Below are 24,825 nucleotides of genomic sequence, written 5' to 3'. Positions count from 1 at the left end.
GCGCTACACCTGGGGCCTCCACCAGAGTCCCTTCAGTCCTGCCTGTTCACAGGCATGGCGGGCCTCCTCCGTGAAGCAGTAGAACGCCAGTTCGGGAACTGCGAACACAGGAGGAAAGCCTCCCGGCGGTGTCTTGAGCACGAGGGGCCGGGCTTTCTCCTTGCCCAGAAGTCCCGCGCCGGTTTGGTGGAAGGGCACGCCCTTGACGAGGGTCCGTTCCCGGTCGAGGCAGTCGGTTTCTTCCAGCAATTGGAGGATGACAAAGCCCTCGTTCTTCAGTGTGGGGTCTTGTACCGGGTACCAGGTCCGCTGCCGGGTGAACCGATCACGCACCAGGTGCTTGATGCGTTCCGCGTAGATGACCGTGGGGATGAGCCGGTGATGGAATGGCCCCACGGATTCGAGCACGCGCACCATGCGCCGGGAGATCAGCAGCAGCCCCCGGGGCGCGGTGAACAGGTGGTCGAGCCGAGCGGCGTTCTCCAGGTTGCCAACGAACTCGATGATCTCAGGAGCGCCGCGTTCCCTTTGGTAGTCGACGCCGGGCTTGTGGAACGTCACGGACTCGAAGCCGTCGAACTCAATGCTGACGGCGTCGAAGACATCTTCTTCCTCGATGTGCGAGATGTCGGCCGTCAGTGCGTACATCATGCCGTGCGTGAGTCCTCGTGGGCGGGGAGTTCCAGCAGCGCTAGCTTGACTCCTACGACGATGCCATCCTCGCGCAACTCCTTGAGGACGTCCACAGGGAGGTTGCCAGTCTCAATGGCCTCACGAAGGTTTAATTCGATCTCGAGAATCGCATCTTCGATTTCACGGGGCGTCAGGCTGGAGCCAGGCTTGCGCTTGCCCAAGGAGTCATCCATCGCTTCCAGTGCATCATCGAGCAGCGTGGTGACGTAGCTGTTGTATTTGGGATGGCTGCCCAGGTGCATGATCTTTCCCTGCGGATCCTTGCAAGGCATGTCGAGGATGTTCGTTCCTCGGTCGAGGGTGTAGCTTTCTAGCCGCTCCATGGCCTTGCGGATCATCGGATGCTTCTGGGCGACCGCATCCGGAATCAGGTGGTGCATGGGATTGCCGCGAGCGATGCGTATCTCCGCTGCCTTCCGGGCTGCCTTGCCGTGGGTCTTCTCCACCCAGTCCAGGTAGTTCTTCCGGTAGCGGCTGAAAATGCTGATGCGGGGCGTCCCCTTGCCGATCTTGAGCACGACCAGTCCGTTCTCGGTGACTGTGAGCGCTCCGTACTCGTCGCTCAGGGCCTTCCCGTCCGGGCGACGAATGCGATAGGGCTGGGAGCCGTTGTTCATCTTCTCCAGGCGATAGCCGGCTGTCTCCAGCTCCTTCTTGAATGTGTTGAACGCGGGCGTTCCTTCCTTCGGAACCTTTCGTCCGACGAGTTCCTTGAGCTTGTCCCAGTTGGGAAGCGTCTCCAGGAGCCTTTCCCATTCGGCGTCACTGACCGTGCGCTCGGTCAGGGTGGGTTCGGTGTCCGGCCTGGAGGACGCGCCGTCCTTGACGGCCTTCGACATCAGGGGCCTGCCGGCTCCCCACGGATTGAAGGGCAGGGACACAGAATGAGAGGTGATCGAGCCCGGCTGGAATACAGGGACGCCGGCAAAGGCGCCGCCGGGACCTTGCGCCGCCATCATGTAGAAGCGGGGTGGGTTGATTTTCACGGTTCTTGCCAGCTTGACCCCTCGTCCCAGGTTGGTCTTCGCGCCCATCGCCGCAAGCGCTGCTGCGGCGATGCTCATCAGCATCCGGAGGAAGGATTTGCTGGCCTCCTTGAGCCGCTCCGCGGAACCGTTGGCCTCCCAGGCCTGGGTGATCCATGAACTGGCATGTTTCAGGGCCTCCACCCCTGCGTCGATGATTCCCTGAGCGCCAAACGCCGCCAGCCCCAGTTGGATGATCGCCGCAGCGAGTTGGCCGACCCCCGTGGGCGTCGCCGCGAGGACGGTGGAGAGCGCCTCCGCGGCGATGAACCCCGCGACGATGGCACTGATCTCCAACAGATTGTCCTTGATGGCCTGGGCGTACTGCCCGGTGACCTCTCCGAAGTGCTGTCCTGACTGGTCGACGGAGATGATCAGATCCTCCAGGTGCCGGGCAGCCTCGCGCGCCCGCGCAAGCGCGCCGCCGGTGATGGACCCGCTCGGCACTTCTTCTTGGAGGCGGTTGGCGTATGCGGTGCTGACAAGCCAGATGCGCTTCCCGGCGACAAGCTCCACGCCGTTCTTGCCACGCCGGACGCCCATCCGGCCGCGCTCCTTGTTCACGTGAAGGATGACGTTTTCGTAGAATCGCAAATCGCGTCCCGGCGCAATGGCCTCCTTGTAGAGACGCGCTACGATAGGCTCCAGACGGTCTCCCGGCTTGACCTGATAGAGGGTCGCAGCGGGTTCCGGCGGATCGAGCGTGATGCGGAAGTCTTGTATCTGCCCACGCAAGAGATATCCCCCCACCAGGGTCGATACGTAATACCAGCCGGGCGCCTGGGAATGACCTTGGAGCACCGTCACCCGTGTGCCTGGCGGTAGCGGGGACGGTGTCAGGCAGGTCGAGCCCTTGACTCCCGCAGGAAGCGTTCGAAGATTGGCTCCTTCACTGTTGTCGATGAAGCCGAACTTGATCGTCACGGTCCCCTCCCGTCGAGCAGTCGGCGAAGGAGGGAATGACAGACACACCCGTGGTTCCCCAGCGGGCAACATCCCTTCATACGGGCCGTCGTGGCTCGGATTTGAGAGGATTCATGGCTCCGCACCTCAAGTGAAGGACCGTGCGGGTGGGTGACCCTTGCCGCGTTGGACCCGCCCTCAGCTTCGGTCTGACGGGGGCCAGCAGGAGCCATGGGTGTGCACTCCGCGCCCGGCCACGGCTCCCGCAGAAGCGGTTGCGGAAAAAGCACGACCGTCCTATGAAGTGCCCATGCGCAAGGGCGAGCTCACCCATCAGACCATCCTGGAGACGGCCGTCCGGCTGGCGAGCCGGGTGGGGCTGCAGGGGCTGAGCATCGGGGGGCTGGCCGAGGAGCTGGGCCTCTCCAAGAGCGGCCTGTTCGCGCACTTCAAGTCCAAGACGGAGCTGCAGGTGCAGGTGCTGGAGGCGGCCACCGCCGTCTTCACCGAGCGCGTCGTCCGCCCGGCGCTGGGCAAGGCCCGCGGCGAGCCCCGCGTGCGGGCGCTCTTTGACGGCTGGCTCACCTGGGACCGGGACAAGCTGCTCGAGGGCGGCTGCATCTTCGTGGCGGCGGCGGCGGAGCTGGACGACGCGCCCGGGCCCGCGAGGGACACGCTGGTGCAGAGCCAGCGGGACTGGCTGGACTGCCTGGCCCAGGCCGCCCGCATCGCCGTGGCGGAAGGGCACTTCCGCGAGGCCCTGGACGTGGAGCAGTTCGCCCATGATCAGTACGCCGTGATGCTGGGCTTCCACCACGCGAAGCGGTTGATGCGGGACCCCCAGGCCGAGGCGCGAGCCCGCCGGGCCTTCGACGCGCTCGTCGCCGCCGCCCACACCCCCACTTCCTGACCTTGTCGTCGCCGTGTCCTTCGAGGAGGACCTCATCATGGCTGAAAATAGCACGAACGTTCGGACGAAGATGGCGCTGTGGGGTGTGCGGGCGGCGGCGCGGAGCCTGGGGGCGGTGTCGCCCGGGCTGGCCACGGCGTGGGCGGAGCGGCTGTTCCTGACACCCCAGCGGCCGCGGCGCTCGCGCACGGCGGAGGCGGTGCTGGCGCGGGGCCAGCCCCGGGTGTTGAAGGTGGAGGGCGAGGAGGTGGCGGTGTGGAGCTGGGGCGAGGGGCCCCGGGTGCTGCTCGTGCACGGGTGGAGCGGCTACGGCGGGCAGCTCACGGCCTTCGTGCAGCCCCTGGTGGACGCGGGGTTCTCGGTGGTGACGTACGACGCGCCGGGGCACGGGGCGTCCTCCGGGCGCACCAGCTCGCTGCCGGAGCTGGCGGGGATGGTGGCGGCGGTGGGAGAGGCGACGGGCGGGCCCTACGCGGTGGTGGCGCACTCGTTCGGCGCGGCGGCCACGGCGGTGGCGCTGCGGGACGGGATGAAGGTGGAGCGCGCGGTCTTCCTCTCGCCGCCCGCGGATCCGCTGGCGGGCATCCGGGCCTTCGCGGACACGGTGGGCCTGCCGGAGGCCCTGTGGCGGCGGATGGCGGCGCGAATCGAGGCGCGCTTCGACATGCGGCTGGCGGACCTGGCGCTGCCTGCCTTCGCGCCAGGGCTGGACGTGCCGCTGCGCATCTTCCACGACGTGGGGGACCGCGAGGTGCCGCTGGAAGCTGGCGAAGCGGTGGCGCGCGCGTGGCCGGGCGCGCAGCTCACGCGCACGGAAGGGCTGGGGCACTTCCGCATCCTCTATGCCCCGGAGGTGCTGTCGCCCGCGGTGGACTTCCTGGCGGAGGGAAGGCCGAGCAATGCCTGGCCCGGCCCCGAGCTGCTGGCGTCGGCGGCGTCCGCGCGAGGGACGCCGCCGCCTGGGCTGGGCGTTCGCGAGGTCAGCCCTCCGAGAGGGTGAGCGACCCGGGCATCTGTCCTCCGCCGTTGTCGAGCTGGAAGACGCTGAGCGCGACCACGCGGTTCGCCACCACGTCGGTGACGTTGTTGGTCTCCGGCGTCAGCAGCAGGGCCAGGGCCTCTTCAGGGGTCGCGGCGTTGGCGACATCCATCACCCAGGACTCCGGCGTGTTGCCCGCGTAGCCGGGGCGGCCCTGCTCGATGGCCGTCAGCCAGTCCCGTGCGAGCTGCTGGACCTGCTGCGCCTCCGCGTGGGTGAAGGACACGGACGCCGTGGAGCCGCTCCCCGTCGTGTTCGGGTAGACGTCCTGGAGCCCGTTCGCGGTCCCGGAGGCCAGGTCCGGCAGCGTGGCCGCATAGGTGTACGTGGACGGGTCCTCGGGGGCCTTCCAGTCACCGCTGACCGAGAAGGTGACGGGCCCCTTGGTGCCCGTGTACTGGAACTCCGTCGGGCCACCGGCGTCGTAGGTCGTGGCGACGTAGACGTTGCTGTCGAGCACGGCCGCGCCCAGGTCGATGCCGAGGGTGACCTCGCGCGTGAGCGTGTCGGAGGCGATCTGCACCGTCGCCGCGTTGGATGTGCCGTGGGCCGGGTCGTTCTTCGGCAGCTCGCCCGTGGCGAGGAAGCGGTCGTAGGCCGCCTGTCCCGCCGACGTGGAGATGTCGAAGTCCACCTGCCGCGAGCTCAACCGCCCCTCCACGCGCCGCGTGTCCGTCGCGCCGAACGCGATGCCGAACACCCCCAGCTTCCCCTCGAGCGTGCGCGACACCGCCTCCGTGGGACCGACGGTGACCCGGACGGTCTTGTCGTCCAGCCGGGTGACGGCGAGCGACATGCCGCTGGCCTTCTCGGTGCTCATCCCCCCGATGGCGCCGAAGATGCCGGCGATGTTCTTGAACGCCACCTCCAGGCCCGTGCCCACGAAGGTCTCTCCGGTGAGCGTCACCGTCGCGCCCACCGGCAGGTTCTGGGGCAGGGACGGGTTGAGCTGCTGGGCGGCCTGCTCGGGCGAGGTGATGCCCGCCGCGGCCGCCGTCGGCAGCGTCACCTGGTAGCTGCCACGCACGCCCGCCTGGGCGGAGCCGGTGACGGTGACCTGCGTCGTTTCCGCCTGGAGCTCTCCCTTCACGCCGACCTCGGCGTCCACGCTGAAGGTCGTCATCGACGCGTCCCGGCTGAAGCCCGCCCCCAGCTCGGTGTACCCGGCGACCTTCATCGAGACGAGGCCCGCGTCCAGCTTCACCCCCGCCTCGAGGCTCGCGCTCCCGGAGATGCCGTTGGAGCCCAGCATCCCCGAGCCACTGGCGGAGAAGTCCCTGGAAGCGGTCGGCTTCGTCAGCAACGGCGTGACGGCGGGGGAGGGCGCGGAGTCCGGCACGTTCAGCGGGTTGCGCTTCGACGCCCCCGGCGTGCTCGCGCTGAAGCTGTCGGTGGGCGCGCCTCCCCAGGACGACGTGCCGCCTGGTGACGGCGGCGGACCGGCGGGGGCCTGCCGCGGTGCGCTCGCGGCTCCGCTGCTGGACGGCTTCACGGTGTTGATGAACGGCTGAAAGCTCCGGATCGGCCACTGCATGTGCACTTCCCCCTCTGAGTCAGACAGAGGGGTTGTCGCGCGTAGCGCCGCAGCGGACGAATTAAGCCGGGTTAAATCCGCGTCCGGCCAATGGGGCGCCGCCGGGGCCCGTCCCGGCCATCTTCTGGACAGCAGGGGCTGATGGAGGCAGATGTAGGTGCAGCCATGACATCCCGTCCGCCCTCTGTGCGCGCCTCCAACGTCCGGACGCAGAAGACGAAGCAGCCCTCCTCCGGTGCCCGGCGTGCCGCGGGGAAGCCGGGGAAGTCCTCCGGCCCGGCCTGGCGTCGCTGGGCGCTCTGCGGGTGGCTGATGCTCGCCCTCTGGTTTGGCGTGGAGGCCGCGCGGCTGCCCGACGTGGGCGCCCTGCGGACGCAGAACCCGCGCACCACCGCGCTGATGGAGCAGCGAGCCGAGGAGGCGCTGGAGGCGGGCACGAAGCCTCGCGTGCGCCAGTCCTGGGTGTCGCTGGGCGCGGTGGCCCCGCACGCCGTGGACGCGGTGCTGATCTCCGAGGACGCGCGCTTCTACAAGCACGAGGGCGTGGACTGGACCGAGGTGGAGAACGCCTTCGAGCAGTCGGTGCGCGAGGCGCGCCTGGGGCGCGGCGCCTCCACCGTCACGCAGCAACTGGCGAAGAACCTCTACCTCTCCACGGACCGCAGCCTGCTGCGGAAGGGGAAGGAGTTCCTGCTCGCGCGCCAGTTGGAAACCCACCTGCCCAAGCAGCGCATCCTCGCGCTGTACCTGAACGTCGTGGAGTGGGGAGAGGGCGTCTACGGCATCGAGGCGGCGGCGCGGGAGCACTTCGGCGTCTCGGCCCGGGCGCTCAGCGTGGCGCAGGGCGCGATGCTCGCGGCCATGCTGCCCGCCCCGCGCCGCTGGCTGCCGGCGCAGCGGCCCGAGACCCTGCGCACCCGCGCGGGCGTCATCATCGGCAGGCTGGAGCGCGAGGGGCGCATCAGCGCGGCGCAGGCCCGCGAGGCCCAGGCCGAGCTCTCACGCTTCTTCGCTGCGCCGCCCACGTCCGGATGGGTGGCCGAGGCGAGCTGAAGCCCCTTCACCGGTAGCGGGCGGGGAGGGCGCGAAGGAACTGCGCGTCCTTCCAATCCCAGACGCGCGAGGGATCCGCGTCCACGTTCGCCGGATAGGAGTTCCAGTTGTGGACGTCGTAGGAGATGGAGGCCCGCCAGTGGACGAACACGCTGAACACGGCCGTCACGACGAGCGCGCCCGCGAGGACGCGGTGCCGTGAGGGGGCCTCCAGGATCGTCTGCACGGGGAAGGCGAGGAAGTACGCGAGGTACGGCAGCACGTCGGTGAAGAAGCGCGGGCCAATGGAGTGCCCGGCCCACCAGATGAAGAAGGACGAGATGGCCGCCCAGTGCAGGACCACGATGAGGGCGAAGGCGACCTCGTAGGGCTCCAGGCTCCGCTGGCGCCACCGCTGGACGAAGCCGACAACGCCCAGCACCAGGAACGGTGAGAAGGTGAAGAGGCCTCGCGAGGGGCTGACGAGGTTGGCGGCCAGGGCCATGAAGAACCGGCCGGCGAGCGGATCCAACGAGTGCCGGTAGTAGGGCGAGAATACCGAGCCGTAGACCGCCAGGTGGTACGCGCAGAAGGGAATCGCCACCAGCGCCGCACCCGCGAAGTAGGCGGGCAACTGGCGGCGGAAGCGCAGGGCCATGAACCCGGTGACCACCAGGACGGTCAGCGAGTGCGTGGGCCGACAGGCGTAGGCGGCCGCGACCCAGAAGCCCAGGAGCAACGCGGTGCGCCCGGTCTGCGCGGGCCGGGCCAGCAGCAGCATGACGCAGGCGATGGTGAGGAGCCCGGGGCCGTGCTGCCAGAGCACCCGGCTCGCGGTGGAGAACGCCGTGGTGCCCAGCCCGAAGAGCAGCACGGTGACGAGCGCCGCTCCCGGAGACACCCGCCTGCGCAGGGTGACGAGCAGCACCGCCGCCGCGGCGACGACGTAGAACGAGGCGATGAGCTGCTCCGTGCGGGCGAAGGCGCTCAGGTCCACCCCGCCGGTCTGCCGGAACAGCGCCCGCCACGCGAGCGCCTCGGCGCCGAACGTCCCCAGGCGGGGCAGCACCGGCTCCAGCAGGGAGATCAGCCCTTCCGCCGCGGCCAGGAACGGGAGCGCGGAGACCATCACGCCCGGCGGATACACGTAGTACGTGTGGCCGCCGGCCTCGTTGCGCGCATAGGCCGTCCCCGGGAAGAACGAGCGCCGGAACTCGTCCAGGTCGGTGTTCCCCTCGTGGAGGATGCTGGCCGCCGAGGGGATGGACCACAGCGAGTCCGTCTGCAACCGCGCGTCGCTCGTGATGTAGATGCCGAACAGGGCCAGGCACATCAGCCCGAGCGCGAGCGGGGAGGCCGCGAAGCCACCGCGAGATGAGGAGGAGGGGGTCGACACGAACGGATTTCTATCGAATCCGCCGGAAGAACCCCAAGCCTCAACCCCTGCGGGCCGCGTTGATCGCCGCGATGTCGATCTTCTTCATCTCCATCATCGCGGCGAACACCCGCTTGCGCGCGGCCGGATCCGGATCACTCATGCCCTCCGACAGGGCGGCGGGGGTGATCTGCCACGAGATCCCCCACTTGTCCTTGCACCACCCGCACTGGCTCTCCTGCCCGCCGTTGCCGACGATGGCATTCCAGTAACGGTCCGTCTCTTCCTGGTCCTTCGTGCTGACCTGGAACGAGAAGGCTTCGCTGTGCTTGAAGGTGGGCCCGCCGTTGAGGCCGATGCAGGGGAAGCCCAACACGGTGAAGTCCACCGTGAGGACATCCCCCTCCTTGCCGTCCGGGAAGTCGCCCGGTGCGTGGTGCTTGGCGCCGACGGAGCTGCCAGGGAACGTGCGGGCGTAGAACGCCGCCGCCTCTTCAGCGCTGTGTTCGTACCAGAGACAGAGGACGGTCTTGTTCACGGGGGTCGTCATGCCCGGGAGTCTAGGAGACATTTTCTCTCAGCGGGCAGATCGACGGGCCTAAGAACCGCGTGAGCACCTTCAAGTCGCTCTCCGAGAAGCTGCTCGGCTTCGCGAAGCGGAAGATTGAGAAGAACCTTGACGAGGGCCTGCTCATCGGCGGCTCGGATCACAACATCGTCCTGTTCACCGTCAGCCGCTCGAAGGGGAAGGGCTGAACCGGTTTGGGCGCGTGGCCTGTGAACCTGGGCTGCTCTGATACACATTGGCTGGAAGAGACGTTCCGCGCGTCCACGAGCGCAATGACACACAGTGCGGGGCGCGGCACAGGGAGGGGTTGTCGGGTGAGCAGGCGGGCCTCTAGGCTCGCCGGATGAACCGACTCCTGGCTGCGCTCGTCCTGCTTCCTTCGATGGCCTTCGGGCAGGTGCGTGTGGACATCGACGTGAAGCTGCCCGACATCGTCTTCTCGACTCCGCCGCCGCTCGTCGTCGTGCAGCCGGGCGTGCAGGTGGTGGAGGACTACGACGAGGACCTCTACGTCGTGGACGATGCGTACTGGGTGCGCCGCGATGGGCGGTGGTACCGGGCGCGCGACTACCGCGGTGGCTGGGTGGTCGTGGAGGAGCGGCGGGTCCCCGTCACCGTCGTCAAGCTGCCTCCGGGCCGCTACAAGCGGTGGAAGCACCCGAAGAAGGGGAACGTGGTGCCCGCGTCGCACCATGAGCGGGGCCATGACCACGGGCACGGCCGCGGGCACGATGGCGACCACCACAAGGGCGGCAAGGGCAAGGGCAAGAAGTAGTCTGTCCCGGCCCTGGAAGCGCTGGCGCGCTTGACAGGGTCACTGACACGCGGGGAGGGTGCTCGCCCGACGCACCCTCCAACCCTGGCGCCCCCCGCCTGAAAGGTCCCGCGTGTCCGCCTTCTCCGCCGCCCACCTCGCCACCCTGGGGATGCTGCTGCTCACCGCGCCCCCGGCCCGCGCCCAGGCGACCGAGCCCGAAAAGCCCCAGGAGCCCCCCAGCGTCCAGCTCTCCGAGGAGGGCTACGTCTTCTCCACCGCCGACAAGGCCTTCGTGCTGAAGATCCGCGGACAGCTCCAGGCGGACGGCCGCTTCTACCTGGCGGACTCGGACCGGACCGGCACCAACACGTTCCTCATCCGGCGCCTGCGCCCCTTCCTGGACGGGACGCTGTTCGGCTTCGTGGACTTCCGCCTCATGCCGGACTTCGGCGTCAACCAGCCGCTCATCCAGGACGCGTACATCGATCTGCGCCCCGTCGAGTGGCTCAAGCTGCGCGCCGGCCGCTTCAAGACGCCCTTCGGGCTGGAGCTGCTCCAGGCCAACACGGACGTCCCCTTCATCGAGCGCTCGCTCACCTTCGACCTGGTCCCCATCCGCGACGCGGGCCTGCAACTGCACGGCGACATCGCCGGAGGGCGGCTCGCCTACGCGTTCGCGGTGGTCAACGGCGATCCCGACGGCGCCAGCATCGACGTCAACACCGACGACAGCTTCGACCTGGTGGCCCGCGTCTTCGCCCAGCCCTTCAAGGGCGACACGGGCTCCGCGCTCGAGGGCCTGGGCCTGGGCGTCGCCGTCTCCCGGGGCCTCCAGTTCGGCACGCCCTCCGCCACCGTCGCCAACACCGGCCTGGTGCCGCAGCGCAGCACCGGCCAGGAGATCATCTTCAGCTTCCTGAACAACGGCACCGCGGGCCCCACCGTCGTCGCGGACGGAGAGCACGTGCGTCTGTCGCCCCAGGGCTACTTCTACTGGGGCCCGGTGGGGCTGCTCGCGGAGTACGTCCTGTCGTCCCAGGAGGTGCGGCTGGGGGACCAGCGCGCGCGCCTGCGCCACCACGCGTGGCAGGCGTATGCGTCGTATGTGCTGGGCGGGGACGCGTCCTTCACGGGCCCCAAGCCCCACCGCCCCTTCGACCCCAAGACGGGCAAGGGCGGCGCCCTGGAGATCTCCGTGCGCTACCAGGGCCTGGACATGGACGACGACGCGTTCCCCGTCTTCGCGGACCCCACCCGCTCCGTGAGCCAGGCCCGGGGCTTCGGCGTCGCCACGCTCTTCGCCCTCAACCGGCGCGTGCGCGTCGCGCTGAACTACCACCGCACGGACTACGTGGGCGGGGCGCTGGACGGGGACCGGGAAGCAGAGAACGTCGTGCTGTCCCGGTTCCAGGTCGCGTTCTGAGCCACGGGCGGGGGCTCCCTCGGGAGCCCCCACGCCTCAGGGCTCTTGTTGCGGTTGCAGCGTCCAGGTGAAGGTGGTGTCCGCGTAGGTGAACGTCGTGGACAGCTCGCCATTGGGCTTCGCCAGCGGCAGTAGCAGACCGTCATCCGTGAGGAGGATGTTCCCGGGGGCATCCTTCACCGGACCCCGGCAGTCCGTGCCGCCGCTCACGGCGACATCCACCACGCGTCCATCCCCGATCGCCGCCGTGTACGTGCGCGAGGCGTGCGACAGCCACGACTGGATGTCGGGGTCCGGTGACGTCAACTCGTTGAAGGGGTTCATCAACATCACCCCGCCCGAGGCGACCAGCGAGTACTTCGTGGGCCCGTGCGTGTACCGGCACTTGCCGGACGTGTAGTCGATGTCGAGCGTGAAGTCGCCCGAGGCCAGCATGATCAGGAAGGCCCCCAGCCGCTTCGTGTGCGGGAAGCTCGGGTGATCATAGTCCGCGCTCGAGAAGTCACCCAGCGCCTGGAACTCCAGGTTCGCGTCGATGATCTTCCCCGGGCCCGACCAGCCGCTCCCCTTCAGGACCGCGTTCGTGGTGCCCTTGTACTTCCAGCAGCCCAGGTTGCTGCGCTTGAGGTAGGGCTTCTTCGCCGCCTTCAGGCTCCCGCCGCCGCCGGGCTGGAACTTCGCGTTGCTGGTGATGATGATCAGGTCCTGGACCCGCTGCGCCTTCAGGTCGCGGCAGAAGCCCACGTACTCGTAGTTGCTCAAGTCCTCCTCGTGCCACGCCCCGCTCGCGTCGTTCCAGAGCGCGAGCACCTTCACCGGCTCATTCGACTCGGTGACGTTCTTGAACCACCCGTTGTGGAAGAGCATGGAGCGCGTGTTCGGGTCGCTGAACGTGAAGTGCTCGTAGTGGTTGGACAGGTTCTTCAGCTCGTCGTGGAGCTCTTCCTTGTGCTCGGGCGCGCCGCCCAGGTCGCCGTTGAGCGCGTGGGACTTCACCTTCTCCGTGAGCTGGTCCCACTTCGTGAAGGACTCCGCCTTGGCGTCGATGGGCGCCTGGTTCCAGAGCACCTTCGCGAACTCCGGCCAGACCTTCTCCAGCTTGCCGGGAACCGCGGAGTCCACCGCGGTGAGGCTGGAGGTCTCCGTGGTCAGCTTCTCCAGCGCCGCCACCACGAAGTTCGGGCCGTGCTTCTTCGCGATGTATTGGAAGAACAGGTAGGCGCCGTAGTCGCGCCCAGCCCCGCTGCCCGCTCCCGCGGAGGTGCAGTGGCCCGGAGAGCGGTCCTCCAGGGGCAGGTCCGGGCTGTTCATGAAGCAGCCGGCGTAGTCGTGCTCGAGCTGCGGCTTCTGTCCATACACATGGTCGATGGCCCAGTTCGCGGTCGCGTCGCGGATCCATCCGTAGCTGGCCTGCGAGCCCTTCGTTTTGTAGGACCACTGGATGGCGTGCATCAGCTCGTGCGCCGCCGCGCCCTTGAGATCGTCACCGGTGAGCCCGTCCCACAGCAGGATGTAGGTGGCGGCCTGCGTGTTGTCCAAGCCCTCCGGGAGGGTCAAGCCCCGGCCGCCCATGTTGGGCGTCAGGTAGATGTCGAGCTGGGGGCTTCCTCCGTTGCAGGCGTAGGCCCCATCGGGGAGCGGCTCCTTGAGCCCCAGCGCCATCAGCTTCGGCCAGATCTCCTTTTCCATCGCCTCGTCGAGGAGGACGGCCTGCTCGCGCTGCCCCGGAACGGCGTACTTGTACCAGACCTTCACCTTCGAGAAGGACTTCGAAGGGGAGTCCCAGTGTTCGGAGCTGGGGCGGCAGGTGGGCCGCGCCATGCTGCGCAGCCGGGTGTCGGGCAGGGGCGCGTTGAGCCAGCTCCCAGGGTCATCCGGGCGCAGCATGTACATCCCGAGCGCCTCCTGCATCGGCGCGGAGAGCGCATCGAAGCGCGCGTGAAGCTCCTCGAGCGGGGTGGCGTCGAAGCCCGGCTCGACCCGGGCCTTGTACTGGAGGGGCAGCCGGGGATCGCCGAACGCGGCGTAGACCCGGTAGGCCAGCAGCTCCTCGTCGTTGATGAGGCCCGCTTCATGCGCGGACGTCAGGACCTCGTCGCTCGACGGGCGGGACGGGTCGTCCGGCATCACGATCACGGTCAGGGTCGTGCTCACCGAGCCCACCTTGGCGGTGATGACCGTGCCGCCGGGGGCCACGCCCGTCACCCGGCCCTGGGTCACCGTGGCGTACTCGGGCAGGTAGGAGGACCAGGTCACCTGGACGTCCCTGAGCGCGTGGCCGCTGTCGTCGAGCGCCTGGGCGGTCAGGGTCAGTGTTTCGCCCACCAGGAGCGTCGCTCCGTTCGGCGTGAGGGTGAGCGCGGCGACCTTGTCGTTGTCGGCGCCCTCTCCAGGCGTCGGATCCGGCTCGGTGGAACCACAGGCGAGAACGAACGTGAGCAGGCAGAGCGCGAGCCGGCGGGCTCCATGAAACACAGGCATTTCCAGGCCTCGGGATGTCGAGCCGCGGGGTGCGGGCAACAACCCATCTTATCGGCCTGGCTCCAGGAGAAGTTTCTAAAAACATTCAAGCTGCGCCGATGACTGTCGTTGCCTGAGAGGCCACAGTTGCCTGACAGGCAACAACAGTCCGGGAACCGTCAGCGGCTCCTGACGAGGGATGGCCTAGCAGGAGGTGCGGATGTCGTAGACGCTCGAAATCTGCCCCCAGTTGATCCAGAACCCGCAGTCGCACCCGCGCTCGCCGATGACCGTCGTACCGGTGGCGTCGTAGTAGGTCCTGACGCTGGTCGCGCTGTTGGAGCAGTCCGGGAGCGGCGCCTCCTGCGTGGCCAGGTTCGACGCTTCCTCCTGCTCCAGGGGACCTCCACAGCCCACCGCCATCGCCATCAGACCGCCAATCAGGAATGTGCGCATGCATCCTCCGTTTGGGTTGCCGCGCAATCATACATCAATTCGTATGTCTTTGGGATCCGGGGTGTCTGATGATGGTGTTGCTGTCGGGCGGTGCGTCTGGCTGTAAAGATTTTCAAGGGGATGTTCGTGACCGGGCGCGCCACGCCCGGCCTTCCACTGGCGCCTCCCAGCCGGGAAGGCGGGTGTGCTTGATTGCGTCAGCACACCTGTTGTGCTCGTCGTTCCCTCTCCGGTGTGACACGGGGAATGGTTATCTCCTCGCGGCATCGCTGGAGCGCCGGGCAGGGACCGCCCGCGCGTGTCTCAACGTGCCTTGCGGCGCTCCTCGGCCAACTGCGTATTGAGGCCGCGCTCGGCGGCGTCCGCGTAGGCCTTGCAGCCCATCGCCTTGGCGCCAGCCGCGTCTCCGGCCGCGTAGTCCCAGCCGCTGGAGTCCGGATGTGGGGTCAGCAGCACATCGCAGGGCAGGGCGCGCACGGTGGCGAAGCTGCGCCGGTAGTCCTCGACGATGCGCGGGTAACGCGGGTTGGCCAGCAGTTGATACCCGGGGGCGGAGAGGCTGTCCGCGTAGGCCAGGCGGACCGGCTTGCCATCCCGCGTGTCGGTCCACGTCCAGGCGATGCTGCCCGGGGTGTGCCCCGGCACGAAATGCGCGGTGAACCCGACGCCGCCCAGCGTGACGACCTCGCCGTCCATCACTACGCGATCCACCACGGCCGGCGGGAAGACGATGTCATCGCCGAAGTGCAGGTCGTCGCTGCCTCCGCGCGCCAGCAGGACCGCCGACTCGGCGCTGGCCACGATCCGCGCGCCCGTGCGGCGCTTCAGCGCGGCGAAGGGGCCGGCGTGGTCCGCGTGCGCGTGACTGCTCAATAGCAGGCGCACGTCATGCGGCGCGAAGCCGCGACGCTTCACGTTGGCCAGCAGGTGCTCGGCCATCTGCGGCATGCCCCCATCCAGCAGCACGATGCCGTCCGGGGTCTCCACCAGCAGGGCGCTCAGCCCCTCGGTGCCAATCTGCCAGGTGTGGTCGGCGATGCGCAGCGGCTGCATGGGCCGCAACCAGGACGCCTTGACGGTATAGGCCTCCAACTGCGGCAGCGTCGTTGGCTCGGCGGCGGTGGCGGTGGAGTGCAGCAGGAAGGCGGCGAGGGCGCGGGTGAGGGTTCGGAGACGCATGGCGGCTGGGGATGCGAAAAGGGGAGGAAACCCCGAGCATGCCAGAAGTCCCGAGCCCCCTCCGGCCGGAGGCCCTCGCGCACCGCGGTCAGCCCCCCTTGTGCTGCCAGCCCTTGAGCTTCGCGTAGAGCGAGCTGCGGGAGATGCCCAGCTTCGTCGCCGCGCGCTCCACGTGGCCGCCCTCGCGCGCCAGCACGCGCTCGATGTGGCGGTGCTCCAGCTCCTCCAGCGTGAGGTCCTCGCCCAGCGGCTCCTCCGCGGGCAGGAGCGACTCGAAGCGCAGGGCGCTGCGGGACAGCCGCGACGTGCCGGACAGGAGCACCGCGCGCTCCAGCACGTTGCGCAGCTCGCGGATGTTGCCCGGCCAGCCGTAGGCCATGAGGGCCCGCTCCGCGTCGGGCTCCAGCTCCACCTGTCCGCGGCCCCGGTGCGCGCCCATCTCCGCCAGGAAGTGGCTTGCGAGCACCGGCACGTCCTCCGCGCGCTCGCGCAGGGGCGGCACGTGGAGGATGAGCGTGCTGATGCGGAAGTACAGGTCGCTGCGGAAGCGCTTCTCCCGCGCGGCCACCTGCAGGTCCTGGTGCGTGGCGGCCACGAGCCTCACGTCCACGCGCCGGTCCTTCACGTCCCCCAGGCGCCGGAAGCGCTTCTCCTCCAGCACCTTGAGCAGCTTGGGCTGGACGGCCACGTCCATGTCGCCAATCTCGTCCAGGAACAGCGTGCCCCGGTCCGCCACCTCCAGCAGGCCCTGCTTCGCGGCCACCGCGCTGGTGAAGGCGCCCTTCTCGTGGCCGAACAGCTCCGAGTCCAGCAGGTCCTTGGACAGCGCCGCGCAGTTCAGGTCCACGAAGGGGGCCTCCTTGCGCGGTCCCCCTTCATGCAGCCAGCGCGCGAGCACGCTCTTGCCGCTGCCCGTCTCGCCCGTGACGAGCACCGGGCTGTCGCTGTCGCGCACGCGCTCCGCCTGGTCTCGCAGCGCGCGGATGGCGGGGCTGTTCCCCAGGAACGGATCCACCTGCGTGCGCACCGCGCGAGAGCGGTCCGCCAACAGCCGCTGCCGCTCGCGCCGCTGGGCCACGAGCCGCTCCAGCACCACCTTCAGCACCGCCAGCTCCAGCGGCTTGGTGAGGAACTGCTCGGCGCCTTCCTTCACGGCCTGCACCGCCAGCTCAATGGAGCCGTGCCCGGTCAGCACCACCAGGGGCACCGCCGCGTCCAGCTCCTTGAGCCGGGGTAACAACTCCAGCGCCGTGCCATCCGGCAGGCGGTAATCGATGACGGCCACGTCGGGCCGGTGCGTGCGGAAGCCCTCCTGGGCCTCGGCCACGCTGGTGGCTTCGTCCACGTCGAAGCCGTGCTGGGTGAGGTAGCCCTTCATACCCAGACGGACGCCGGGCTCGTCGTCCACGAGCAGGATGCGGGTGCGAGTCATGACACCTGTGACTGCGGAGTTGTGCCGGTGTCGCCGGCGGGGGAAAGGGCCGGCAGCAGGATGGTCACCTCCGCGCCTCCCTGGGGGTGATTGGACAAGCGGATGCGCCCCTGATGTTCCTCCAGGATGCGCTGGACGATGGACAGCCCCAGCCCGGTCCCTCCTCGACGCTTGCTGAAGAAGGGCTCGAAGACGTGGGGCAGGTCCTCGCTCCTGAAGCCGGGCCCGCCGTCATGGACGGTGCAGCGTACCCACGGGCGCCCCGCCTCCTCCACGGCCTCCGCGGTCACGTGAACGGTAGTGCCTTGGGGAGAGTGCTGCACGGCATTCTCCACCACGTTGCGGAAGACATGGAACAGGCGGCGCGCGTCCATGCGCACCGGAGGGAGCGCCTCCGCCACCTCGCGCGCGAGCTTCACGGCCGCCTTGTCGCTGGTGAGCATGCAGGCGGACAGGGCGTCGGCGACCACCGCGCCCACCGCGCCGTCCGTCCATTCGCCCCGCGTGGGGCGGCCGTACTCGAACAGCTCCTGGGTCAGGTGCGTGAGCCGGCGCACCTCGCCGCGCAACACGTCCAGGTACGGCTTCAACTCCGGCTGGGCGCCGTAGGTGGCCTCCACCGCGTCCACGACCGCGGAGATGGAGAAGAGGGGGTTGCGCACCTCGTGGGCCACGCCCGCGACGATGGCGCCCATGGCGGCCATCGTCTCACTGCGGCGCACATGCGCCTGCAGCTCCAGCAGCCGGGTGACCTCCGTGGCCACCAGGATGATGCGAGCGTCCTCGCTCGCCTTCTCGTCCACCCACGCGGCCGACAACTCCCAGGTGCGGTGGGACTCCGGATCGTGCACCTGCCGGCTGGTGCTGCCGTGCGTCGCGTGCAGCTCCTCCACCAGCGGTCCCGCGCTGGACCAGGGCGGCGCCCCGGCGGTCACGGAGAGCGGCTGGCCGGAGGGGTCCGCCTCCCGGAAGAGCACGCGGGCCGCGTCGTTGAGCCGGTGGATGATGCCCTCCGCGCTCAGCACCAGCAGCGGCGAGGACACCGCGTCGAAGGTGCGGCGCCACTCCGTCGCGGAGCGGCGGAAGCTGTCATTCAACCGCTGGCGGAGGTCGTCCGCGAGCCGCCGGTCGGTGACGTCCGTGACGACGCAGCCCAGGTGCACGCCGCCCCGGTCGTCCAGGCCGGAGGCCGCGGCGCGGCTGCGCACCCAGCGCACGCGCCCGTCCGCGCAGATGATGCGGTGTTCGATCTCCACCTCGGTGCTAGGGGCCAGGGCCAGCGACTCGATGCACTCGCGGTAGCGCGTCCGGTCCTCCGGGTGGATCATCTCCGCCCACAGCGGCGAGGGTGTCCCCTCCGGGCCGCCGCCGGTGGTGAAGGCGCTGGCCGGATAGCCGGTGGTGCGCTCCACGACGGGCGTGCAGTAGAAGTCACGCAGCACGCCGTCCCGCAGCTTCCCACCCCACAGGTAGTCCGGCAGGGACCGCGTGAGCACGTCCAGGCGCCCCTCGTGCTCCTGGAGGGAGGCCTCCGCGCGCATCCGCTCGGTGACCTCCGACAGGGACGCGATGACGCCCAGCACCGCGCCGCCCGAGCCGCGCACGCGCGAGTAGCTCCCGAACCAGAAGCGCGTCTCGCCGGGCGCGGCGGGCGTCTCCACCTGGAGGCTGAGGTCCTGCAGGGGCGCGTCCGACTCCAGCGCGCGGGCGAGCCGGGGCGCGAGCGCGGTGCCCAGCGCCGGCAGCACCTCCGCGACGTGGCGGCCCAGGTGCGCCTTCACCGGCAGGCCGTTCATCGCGGCGAGCGCGGCGTTGACGTGCACGTAGCGCAGGTCGCGGTCGTAGAACGCGAAGCCCACCGGCGTGATGTCCATCACCGCGTCGCGCAGCGCCCGCGCGTCATCCGCCTGCTGAAGCAGCCGTGCGCACTCGCGCTCGCTCCGGGCCAGCTCGCGGAGCGCGACCGCCGCGCCCACCGCCGCAAGCGCGAACGCGCTCACCGCCAGCACGGTGATGCGGACACCCGGGGACTGGCTCCCGCTCCAGGCCCCGGCCAGGCCCATGATCACCGCGCACGCGGCGGCGACGGCCAGGATCCGGAGGCGGTGATGGGGCGGGGAGGGCGTGAGCATGGCGCGCGACGAGCGCGGCTCACTTTATGGTTCCTCGCATCGACTTGCATTGCCGCGCGAAGGCGTCCAACGCAGTCATTGGACGAAGGTCCAGGGAGACCCGTCACGGCCCTGCTCCCGGTGAACGCGCTCGAACTCCGGGTGGGGTCGTATCGTGGGAACCCCTGATGCCGCGCGGCACGGCCGCTTCCAGGCGCTCACGCGATGATCTTCGGCGGCCCCGGATGGTCGGGGTCGTGCGCCGGTGGGTCCTGGATGCCCGGCTCCACCTCCGGGTCCTGCTGGGGCGGAGGCGGTTCCCGGCGCCGGGGCTCGCCGGGCGGCGGATCCTTCTCCGGCGTGGGCGGCCGGGGCGGCTCGATCTCAGGCGTGGGCTTCGGTTCCGGCTCCTTCACCGGCTTCGTGGGCGGGTTCGTCTGTGGATTCGTCGGCATGTCCTCCCACACTGCGCACGCCGCTCTCCCAGGGAACCACCGCGTCCGCTTCGCCGGAGGCGGCTGCGTGGTTTTCGACAGGTGCGGTGGCGTCCTCGCGACGGGAGTGGGCCCAGACCTCCACCACCGGCTCGATGCGCGGGGTGAGCTGGAGCATGGAGCTGGGGAAGCACCGCGCCGGCAGCCGGGCGAAGACCTCGCGCGCGTCCTCCGCCTCCCTGAGGCTGGCCACGGCGACGTGCGGCCGGACGATGAGGTCCGTGAAGTGGGCGGCCTCTTCAGGGCTCCCGCTCACCAGCCGGGCCGTGGCGGAGCTCTGGTAGAAGAGCACGCCCACGCCTGCCTCCCGCGCCCCGTCCAGGAACGCGTGCAGCGTGCGCCCCTCCACCGCGCCCACGAGCAGCGCCTCCGGGTCCCACCGCCCGTCCTCGGGCCCGCCGTCCTGGCCGCACAGCGGGCGGCCAATCGGAACGGGGGGCGCACGGTCGCTCGTCAGCACCGCGCCCCGGTCTCCCTGCCAATAGAGGCGCGTTTCGTACTCGGTGATGGAAGCGGAGGTCATCGGGCATCTCCTCGGCAAGGGGGCATGCGCCATGCGCCTTCAACAGCCATGCCGGGACAATGCTTCACATCCCGCCAGCCCATGCCCTGGAGGGCGAGTCTCCCCAGGTGGGCCGGTGATCGCGGGGCCACACGCAGACTGACCCGGGATGCGGAGCGCTTACAACAGCCCTTTCGGACGATTCCGGCTCCGCTGCTCTTGCTCCACATCACGCGCCTCAATGCCTGACATGGGGGGCGGCATGAATGCGATGCGATGCGGTGGGGCAGCGGGCCCGTTGACTGTATGGCTTTACGAGGGCTTCCAGGGCCGCACGGCCTGAGGGGAGCGCGCTCCACTCATGGGGGCACGCGCTGCGCCCGGAGGCCCGCCGGTGGACGGTGGGGCTCCCTCCAGTCGCATGGCCGCCCCCGGGGTGAAGCCCCTTCTTGAGCATGTCCATGCAAGATCGACGTGAGGCACTGATGGCCGAGGCGTATGCGAGTCAGCTCATCCAGGCACCCGCGGACGTGGTCTGGGACCGCGTGGGAGGCTTTGACAGCCTTCCCCGCTGGCACCCGGGCGTCGTCTCCAGCGAGCGGGTGACGCGTCCCGACTCCGGCCCCCTGCGCAGGCTCACCACGCGCGATGGCGAGGTGTACCTGGAGGCGCGCCTGGCGTACGACCCGAACGCGCGCAGCTATGCGTACGAGATGGTGGAGGGCCCGCTGCCCGTGCGCGACTTCGTGGCGAAGCTTCGGGTGACGCCGGTGACGGCGACCGGGCAGACCTTCGTGGAGTGGCACGCGACCTTCAGGCTGGCCCCCGGGCACGAGGGCGAGGCGGCGGCGCTGGCCCAGTGGATCCGCGAGGAGTTCTTCGCGCGGGGCCTGCGGGGGCTGGCGCACACCTTCCTGCCGCCTCCGCCCCGGGTGCCGGCGCCGGAGCTGGAGTGGCGGCGCTGAGGGGCGGCGCTCACAGCCGCTGGAGGAAGCGCAGCAGGTCCCGCTTCTGCGCGGGGCCGAGCGACTCCGGCGGCCCGCCCGGGAACTCGGGCGGGTGCACCGGCGGCGCGCCCACGGAAGGGATGCCCGGGAGGATGAAGCGGCTGTAGGTGTCCACCGTCTCCGCGAGCGTGGCGTGGCTGTTGTCGTGGAAGTACGGCGCGGTGCGGGCAATGCCTCGCAGGGACGGCACGTCGAAGGCCTCGAACTCCGCGGGGTCGCCGCTGATCAGCGCGCGTCCGGGGTCGGTGGAGTACCACTGCGCCGCGAGCGCGGGGCCCACGATGGGCGCGCCGTTCTCATCCAGCGCGGGGTTGATGTCATCCGGATCGCCGCTCGCGGTGACCGGGATGGGGGGCAGGTCCGTGACGGCGTGCTGGCGCGTGCCGTCCGTGTAGAAGCGGAAGCGGTACTGGGGGAAGTCGACGGACGCGTTGTACTGGGGCACGACGCCGCGCTGGCCCAGATAGGTCATGTAGGCGTAGCCGGCGTTGAGGAACTCGCTGTGGGGGCGGGGGACGCGCACGGGTTCGGGCGGGCGGCCGGGCGTGACGGTGTACTGGATGTTGCCGTCGGGCTTGAGCGCGTAGAAGAGGGCGTCGTGCGTGGCGCGGTTCACGATGCGGTTGCGCGTGCGGTCGCCGTGGCAGGCCTCGCAGGCCAGGTTGTAGACGTCGCGGCCCCGCCGCTCGGAGGCGTCGAGCACGAGCAGGGCGTCCGGATCCGGGATGGCGCTCAGCGGCCAGCCGCGCTCCAGCAGCTCCGACACGAAGCGGGCGCGCGGGGAGCTGAACACGCCGCGCTCGAACGCGGCGATGCGCTGGAGCACGGCCGGCGCCACCGTGCCGCCCTCGCTGTGGCTGGTGACGGCGCTCTGGGCCTGGGTGACGAGGTCGGTTTCGCGGCCGTCGAACTGGAAGGGGCCGGAGAAGCCGGTGTCGGCGATGCTGGGCACGGCGCGCCAGACGGACACCTTGCGGTCCGGGGCGATGATGACGTTCCCCTGCACGTCGATGACGTCCATGTTCGCGGGGAGCGGGAGCACCACGCGCACCAGGCCCTTCTTCAGGTGCTCGTAGGTGGGCACGGGGGCCGTGGGGTCATCCGCGTCGATGCGGTTGAACAGCGGATCCGCGGGGTTCCGGGCCCAGAGTTCCTCCACGTGCTCGGGCGTGAGGGTGGTGTCGTCCGCGAGCACGTGGCACGTCGCGCAGGAGCGCCCGTTGGTGCCGGGCAGGGCCTCCTGGAAGTGCTTCCTGCCGGCGGCCGCCTGGGCCACGGACGCCAGCTCCGCCTGGGACGTCGCGGGCTCGGCGGTGGCGTCCACGGAGGCCGCGGTGTCTGTGCAGCCCGCGAGCCCGGCGAGCGCGAAGGCGCCCAGGGTGCTCGCGATGAGTCGATGCCCTGCCATGTGTTCCCCTCCCGGTTGCTGCGATGGGAGGGGAACACCGCGCGCCCCGCTACGTGTCACCGCGAAGGCGCGCGGGGGCAGACGTCAGTCCTTCCGGACAGGCCGCTCCTCGAATGCCTGCGGCTGGAACTCGCGGACCAGGTGCTTGAGGACGTCCTCCCAGGCATTGAACGCGCGGAAGAAGACGCACGTCAGGCAGAAGACGAAGGGGGTGCGCACGACACCGCGGATCAACATGAGCTGGGCGTGGGTGCTATCGGATGGGATGTAGTCGGTCACCCGGAACGCGAGCCACAAGAGGCCCACGAACACCGGGACGAGCAGGGTGGCGACGAACGCGTCAACGAGATGCGCTTGGAGACGTCGATCAGAAATGAAGGGCATGCGGCTCGAACGCGAAGGAGGGGGGAAGGCAGGCACCGGGCGGCTCAACGGACCGCCCCGTGCGGGTTGATTGACGAAAGGGAAGAAGCTCAGGACTTGCGGCGGCGGGCGCGCGCCATCAGGCCCGCGAGCAGCGCGCCGGCCCACATGTCCGGAGCGGGGGACGTGGCGCCGCAGCCCAGGCCGCCGCCGAGCAACTCGTCGTCGGGCGTGCCGCCAAGCACTCCGGAGTCGTCCGGAGTCTGGCCATTGCCGGTGCCAGGGTCCGGATCCGTGGTGCCCGGGTCCGTGGTGCCGCCGGTGCCCGCGTCCGTGCCGGTGCCCGTGCCACCATCCGTGGTGCCGCCGTCAGTCCCCGTGCCGGTGCCGCCATCCGTGCCGGTGCCACCGCCCGTGCCGCCATCGGCCGGGGTCATCTCCCACGTGTAGCTCACCGCGACGCCGATGTTGCCGGCCGCGTCCACCGCGCGGACCTGGAGCGTGTGCGTCCCGGGCAGCAGGTCCTCCAGCATGACGTTCGCCAGGCAGGCCTGGAACTCCACGCCGTCCACGCTGCACTGGAACGTGGCCAGCGCCTCGGACGCGGCGAAGCCGAACGAGGCCACCGTCCCGGCCAGCACCGGCGGCGGCGACGTCACCAGCGTGACCACCGGCGCCACCGTGTCCACCGTCCAGGTGTGCACGGCCGGCGTCAGGTCCGGCAGACCGTTGGGCGCGATGGCCTGCACGGAGAACACGTGCACCCCATCCTCCAGGCCCTGGTACACCGACGGGCTGGTGCACGCGCTCGACAGCAGCGAGTCCATCTGGCACCGGAACGTGGCGCCCGCGTTCTCCGACGTGAAGCCGAACGTGGCGCTGCTGCTGGCGCTGAACAGCGGCGGGCCCGACACGATGCGCGTGTCCGCCCCCGTGCTGTCCAGCGTGAAGGACACCGTCACCGGCAGGCTGGCGTTGCCCGCCTCATCCGTGGCCGACGCCGTCAGCAGGTGCACCCCGTCCACCAGCGTGCCCGGCAGCGCGACCGTCCACTGGCCCGACACATCCACCTCCGCCGTGCCCACCGTCACGGCGTCGACCGTCAGGTGCACCACCGACCCGGGCTCACCCCGGCCGCTCACCTCCGAAGGCGTGACGGCCACCGTCGCCCCGGGCGTCAGCGACGTCACCACCGGAGTCGCCGGCGCCACCGTGTCCACCGTCCAGGTGAAGGTCGTGGCCTCCGTCTCCTGGTTGCCCGAGGCGTCCCGGGCGCGGACCGCCAGCGTGTGCGGTCCGTCCCCCAACGCCACCGTCAGGTACGGCGAAGCGCAAGGCAGCACCGGGCCGCTGTCCAGCGAGCAGGTGAACGTGGACGGCGTCTCCGAGGACTCGAAGGCGAACGCCGCCACCACCGCGTTGCTGTACGCCGAAGGCGTGGACGTGAAGGTCGTCTTCGGCGGCGTCAGGTCCACCGTCCACGAATACGTGGCCGGCGTGGTGTCCGTCAGCAGCCCGAGCAGGTCCTTGGAGCGCACCTGGAACTGGTGCGGGCCCTCGGCCAGGCCGGTGAAGTCGCGAGGCGTGTCACACGCCACGAAGACGTCGCTGTCCAGCGCGCACTGGTACGACACCAGCAGCGCCGACGACGCGAACACGAAGCGCGCCTGCTGCTGCGCGGTGGACTGCGCCGGGCCGCTGAGGATGACTGTCTCCGGCCCCAGGGCCAGGACGCTGAACTGCACGCTCGCCGCGGGGCCCGTCTGGCCCGCGACGTTGGTGCTCACCGCCACCAGCGAGTGCACGCCGTTGGACAGGAGCTCCAGCAGGGACGGCGTGTAGCTCCAGCGGCCGTTCGCGTCCGCCGTCACCGTCGCGGTGACCTTCCCGTCCACGCTGAGCGTCACCTTCGCGCCCACCTCCGCGGTGCCGCTGTAGAACGGCAGCGCGGTGGACAGCACCAGCCCCAGCGTGGGGGTCAGGATGACGGGCGCGGGAGGCGCGTCGGGGAGCGCCGCGGCCCACTGGCGCGGGGACACGGCGGTGGAGACAGGGGAGGCCTCGGCGGTCGCGCGGGCGTTCAGGCAAAGCGCGGCCAGGGCCCCCACGAGGAGGCGATGGGAAGAGGTCGTCATGGGAGGTTCCGGAGAGAGG

The 24,825-nt window shown here is 69.9% G+C and carries 24 protein-coding genes; 8 read left to right on the top strand and 16 right to left on the bottom strand.

All coding sequences use genetic code 11. The features are described from left to right. Window positions 1–3 precede the first annotated feature (3 nt). Complete coding sequence (locus K8556_RS13565) at window positions 4–651, bottom strand: hypothetical protein (protein WP_223740476.1); 648 nt, start codon at window positions 649–651, stop codon at window positions 4–6. After that, a complete protein-coding gene (locus K8556_RS39755; RefSeq protein WP_223740475.1) occupies window positions 648–2,642 on the bottom strand; it encodes an AHH domain-containing protein in 1,995 nt (664 codons plus the stop codon). Before K8556_RS39755 ends, K8556_RS13565 begins: the two co-directional genes overlap by 4 nt. 289 nt (window positions 2,643–2,931) lie before the next feature. Here K8556_RS39755 and K8556_RS13555 point away from each other — a divergent pair, with 289 nt between their 5' ends. Continuing rightward, on the top strand, window positions 2,932–3,531 hold the full coding sequence (locus K8556_RS13555) for a TetR/AcrR family transcriptional regulator (protein WP_223740474.1): 600 nt from the start codon (window positions 2,932–2,934) through the stop codon (window positions 3,529–3,531). 37 nt (window positions 3,532–3,568) lie between these two features. Continuing rightward, window positions 3,569–4,531 (top strand): alpha/beta hydrolase, encoded by a 963-nt coding sequence (locus K8556_RS13550; protein WP_223740473.1) that lies wholly within the window; start codon window positions 3,569–3,571, stop codon window positions 4,529–4,531. Here the strand turns inward: K8556_RS13550 and K8556_RS13545 are convergent. Then, window positions 4,512–5,822 (bottom strand): hypothetical protein, encoded by a 1,311-nt coding sequence (locus tag K8556_RS13545; protein WP_223740472.1) that lies wholly within the window; start codon window positions 5,820–5,822, stop codon window positions 4,512–4,514. The genes K8556_RS13550 and K8556_RS13545 overlap by 20 nt on opposite strands. Here K8556_RS13545 and K8556_RS13540 point away from each other — a divergent pair. Both K8556_RS13540 and mtgA read left to right on the top strand, forming a co-directional pair. Next, the gene (locus tag K8556_RS13540) at window positions 5,809–6,081 is read left to right on the top strand and encodes a hypothetical protein (RefSeq protein ID WP_223740471.1); all 273 of its coding nucleotides are present in this window, start codon (window positions 5,809–5,811) and stop codon (window positions 6,079–6,081) included. The genes K8556_RS13545 and K8556_RS13540 overlap by 14 nt on opposite strands. Window positions 6,082–6,269: 188 nt before the next feature. Beyond that, window positions 6,270–7,157, top strand: coding sequence for a monofunctional biosynthetic peptidoglycan transglycosylase (gene mtgA, locus K8556_RS13535; protein ID WP_223740470.1), 888 nt, complete (start codon window positions 6,270–6,272; stop codon window positions 7,155–7,157). Between the two features lie 7 nt (window positions 7,158–7,164). Here mtgA and K8556_RS13530 read toward each other — a convergent pair whose 3' ends face one another. Both K8556_RS13530 and K8556_RS13525 read right to left on the bottom strand, forming a co-directional pair. Beyond that, the gene (locus K8556_RS13530) at window positions 7,165–8,532 is read right to left on the bottom strand and encodes a hypothetical protein (RefSeq protein ID WP_223740469.1); all 1,368 of its coding nucleotides are present in this window, start codon (window positions 8,530–8,532) and stop codon (window positions 7,165–7,167) included. 40 nt (window positions 8,533–8,572) lie between these two features. Further along, window positions 8,573–9,061: a VOC family protein gene (locus K8556_RS13525; protein ID WP_223740468.1), complete on the bottom strand. Its 489-nt coding sequence runs from the start codon at window positions 9,059–9,061 to the stop codon at window positions 8,573–8,575. 59 nt (window positions 9,062–9,120) lie between these two features. Here K8556_RS13525 and K8556_RS13520 point away from each other — a divergent pair, with 59 nt between their 5' ends. The 3 genes from K8556_RS13520 to K8556_RS13510 all read left to right on the top strand — a co-directional run bounded on the left by K8556_RS13520 (window position 9,121) and on the right by K8556_RS13510 (window position 11,259). After that, window positions 9,121–9,267, top strand: a complete 147-nt coding sequence (locus tag K8556_RS13520) for a hypothetical protein (RefSeq protein ID WP_223740467.1) — start codon at window positions 9,121–9,123, stop codon at window positions 9,265–9,267. A gap of 155 nt (window positions 9,268–9,422) precedes the next feature. Further along, a complete protein-coding gene (locus K8556_RS13515; RefSeq protein WP_223740466.1) occupies window positions 9,423–9,854 on the top strand; it encodes a hypothetical protein in 432 nt (143 codons plus the stop codon). A 112-nt stretch (window positions 9,855–9,966) separates the two neighbouring features. Next, entirely contained in the window at window positions 9,967–11,259 is a 1,293-nt protein-coding gene (locus K8556_RS13510) for a porin (RefSeq protein ID WP_223740465.1), read from the top strand. A 36-nt stretch (window positions 11,260–11,295) separates the two neighbouring features. Here the strand turns inward: K8556_RS13510 and K8556_RS13505 are convergent, their stop codons facing one another. The 8 genes from K8556_RS13505 to K8556_RS13470 all read right to left on the bottom strand — a co-directional run bounded on the left by K8556_RS13505 (window position 11,296) and on the right by K8556_RS13470 (window position 19,914). Then, complete coding sequence (locus K8556_RS13505; protein ID WP_223740464.1) at window positions 11,296–13,734, bottom strand: Ig-like domain-containing protein; 2,439 nt, start codon at window positions 13,732–13,734, stop codon at window positions 11,296–11,298. A gap of 189 nt (window positions 13,735–13,923) precedes the next feature. After that, window positions 13,924–14,175, bottom strand: coding sequence for a hypothetical protein (locus K8556_RS13500; RefSeq protein ID WP_223740463.1), 252 nt, complete (start codon window positions 14,173–14,175; stop codon window positions 13,924–13,926). A 112-nt stretch (window positions 14,176–14,287) separates the two neighbouring features. Further along, the gene (locus K8556_RS39750) at window positions 14,288–14,416 is read right to left on the bottom strand and encodes a DUF6310 domain-containing protein (RefSeq protein ID WP_223740462.1); all 129 of its coding nucleotides are present in this window, start codon (window positions 14,414–14,416) and stop codon (window positions 14,288–14,290) included. Window positions 14,417–14,478: 62 nt separating this feature from the next. Next, window positions 14,479–15,354 (bottom strand): subclass B3 metallo-beta-lactamase, encoded by an 876-nt coding sequence (bla, locus tag K8556_RS13490; protein WP_255651630.1) that lies wholly within the window; start codon window positions 15,352–15,354, stop codon window positions 14,479–14,481. Between the two features lie 88 nt (window positions 15,355–15,442). Continuing rightward, a complete protein-coding gene (locus K8556_RS13485) occupies window positions 15,443–16,786 on the bottom strand; it encodes a sigma-54 dependent transcriptional regulator (protein ID WP_223740461.1) in 1,344 nt (447 codons plus the stop codon). Next, window positions 16,783–18,918: an ATP-binding protein gene (locus tag K8556_RS13480; RefSeq protein WP_223740460.1), complete on the bottom strand. Its 2,136-nt coding sequence runs from the start codon at window positions 18,916–18,918 to the stop codon at window positions 16,783–16,785. The genes K8556_RS13485 and K8556_RS13480 overlap by 4 nt, the downstream gene beginning before the upstream one ends. Window positions 18,919–19,115: 197 nt before the next feature. Beyond that, window positions 19,116–19,313, bottom strand: coding sequence for a hypothetical protein (locus K8556_RS13475; protein WP_223740459.1), 198 nt, complete (start codon window positions 19,311–19,313; stop codon window positions 19,116–19,118). Next, the gene (locus tag K8556_RS13470) at window positions 19,282–19,914 is read right to left on the bottom strand and encodes an OsmC family protein (RefSeq protein WP_223740458.1); all 633 of its coding nucleotides are present in this window, start codon (window positions 19,912–19,914) and stop codon (window positions 19,282–19,284) included. Before K8556_RS13470 ends, K8556_RS13475 begins: the two co-directional genes overlap by 32 nt. Before the next feature lie 440 nt (window positions 19,915–20,354). Here K8556_RS13470 and K8556_RS13465 point away from each other — a divergent pair, with 440 nt between their 5' ends. After that, entirely contained in the window at window positions 20,355–20,858 is a 504-nt protein-coding gene (locus K8556_RS13465) for an SRPBCC family protein (RefSeq protein WP_223740457.1), read from the top strand. 10 nt (window positions 20,859–20,868) lie between these two features. On the opposite strand, the gene K8556_RS13460 is transcribed toward K8556_RS13465, so the two are convergent. From K8556_RS13460 to K8556_RS13450, 3 genes are all read right to left on the bottom strand, one after another. Beyond that, window positions 20,869–22,308, bottom strand: a complete 1,440-nt coding sequence (locus K8556_RS13460) for a cytochrome c peroxidase (RefSeq protein ID WP_223740456.1) — start codon at window positions 22,306–22,308, stop codon at window positions 20,869–20,871. 84 nt (window positions 22,309–22,392) lie between these two features. Further along, the gene (locus K8556_RS13455) at window positions 22,393–22,692 is read right to left on the bottom strand and encodes a hypothetical protein (RefSeq protein ID WP_223740455.1); all 300 of its coding nucleotides are present in this window, start codon (window positions 22,690–22,692) and stop codon (window positions 22,393–22,395) included. An 89-nt stretch (window positions 22,693–22,781) separates the two neighbouring features. Further along, window positions 22,782–24,806, bottom strand: coding sequence for an Ig-like domain-containing protein (locus K8556_RS13450; protein ID WP_223740454.1), 2,025 nt, complete (start codon window positions 24,804–24,806; stop codon window positions 22,782–22,784). Window positions 24,807–24,825 lie beyond the last annotated feature (19 nt).

The sequence above is a fragment of the Corallococcus sp. AS-1-12 genome (genome assembly GCF_020036995.1).
Taxonomy (GTDB): Bacteria; Myxococcota; Myxococcia; order Myxococcales; family Myxococcaceae; genus Corallococcus.
This window is presented reverse-complemented; position numbering and strand designations above follow the sequence as displayed.